Annotated in this window: 2 protein-coding genes; both read left to right on the top strand. The window is 57.4% G+C overall.

What is annotated here, in order from left to right:
* A partial coding sequence (locus A7X77_RS33685; RefSeq protein WP_197486931.1) for a hypothetical protein occupies window positions 1–385 on the top strand: 385 nt, incomplete at its 5' end.
* 676 nt (window positions 386–1,061) lie between these two features.
* A complete protein-coding gene (locus A7X77_RS33320) occupies window positions 1,062–1,223 on the top strand; it encodes a hypothetical protein (RefSeq protein WP_156668214.1) in 162 nt (53 codons plus the stop codon).
* Window positions 1,224–1,299: the final 76 nt, after the last annotated feature.

The following is a 1,299-nucleotide window of genomic DNA, read 5'->3' as shown; positions in this document are numbered from 1 at the left end:
ATCTACCCGCCGCTATCACGTCCAGCCGCTCCTGGTGCCAGACCTCACCAGCCAGTGCGCTGCCCATTTTCTGAACTGGTTCTCGCGGAAGCCCCTTCCCGACATCGCTAAGGTTGTCAAGATCGGCGTACACGGCAGCGGTGGCTGGGTCGATCAGGTTGATGCCTGGTTCGAGCTTTGCGAAACCGATCTCCGTATCGCGGTCGGTGACGGTCAGTGCTGGAACACCGACGTACTCGGGCCTTGGGTCTATGAACAACTGGCCGTAGCGGATGTAACGCGCGCGCTCGTCCGGCACGTTGGCAAATGGAATGCGGCATCCGTCTCCAACTATGGCCGCTTGGCCGAAGATGCAATCATCGTAGCCGGCGAACCTCCTAGCTGAACAAGCAGAAGAAATTAACCATGTCGCGCGTTTCCCGGTTCGCTGGCGATGTTATTGTAGCATTAACAAACAATGTTAAGTATACATCGCACCGTTGAACTGATTGAGGCGCTGGCATCGTGGCAAAGCTCGATTATACGAAGATAAAAAATCGGAACACAGACCGATAATATCAAAGTCATCTATTTTTGACTTATTCGTATTCGCCTTTAATTGAAGACTCCGCGCACTCCACGTGGCTTAGAAAAAGGTAGGTTCAACATGACTTCGACCGCATCTTTCAATCGTGCAAAGATCGCTCCGCCCAATTCGGCAACGAGCCCGTCGAAGGCTACGCGCGTCCCTCTCAACGCCGCTAGCTCCAACAGCGCACTCCCCATCCCCAACCTCCGCAGGCTCATACGCCGTTAAGGCGTGGTCGCAGGTCCCCTCCCGGCGGACTTAGGACTTCAGACGGACTCGCTCTTCGAGTGAGATAGCGAACCTGCGCGGTTTGCTGATCTCACCCTAAGAACGCCGTCGCCCCGGGTTCGGTTAGGGAACTTTGTTCCCCAACTGACTTCCCGTTTCCGTGTCCACCGCCAGGCGGACGCAGGAAGGATTCTGCCGGGTCCATTGCAGCCCGCGGCGCACACGCGCCGCGGGGACGACGAAACACGCCCAAAGGGGGGCTGAAATGAGCAAGGCAAAGCTGGTCAACGAACTCGTGAAAATGGTGCGCTCGGGCATCGAACCTCGGTTCGCTGCAAGTGACACGACTCCGAATTCCCGTCCCGACAAGAACGCGGTCGGCGTCTTCTATGCCGCCGACGGGGGCTGCCGAATAGCAGGGACCTGAGCGCCTGCCCAAACGAACGCCTGACATCCGGCTGGAAAGGAGCCGCCAGAATGGAACACCCGGTCAAGATGAACCA

The sequence above is a fragment of the Rhizobium bangladeshense genome, from assembly GCF_001662075.1.
Lineage (GTDB): Bacteria > Pseudomonadota > Alphaproteobacteria > Rhizobiales > Rhizobiaceae > Rhizobium > Rhizobium bangladeshense_B.
This window is presented reverse-complemented; position numbering and strand designations above follow the sequence as displayed.

Coding starts and splice junctions, on each gene's coding strand:
- A7X77_RS33320 (WP_156668214.1), top strand. CDS start 1,062: ATGAGCAAGGCAAAGCTGGTCAACGAACTCGTGAAAATGGTGCGCTCG.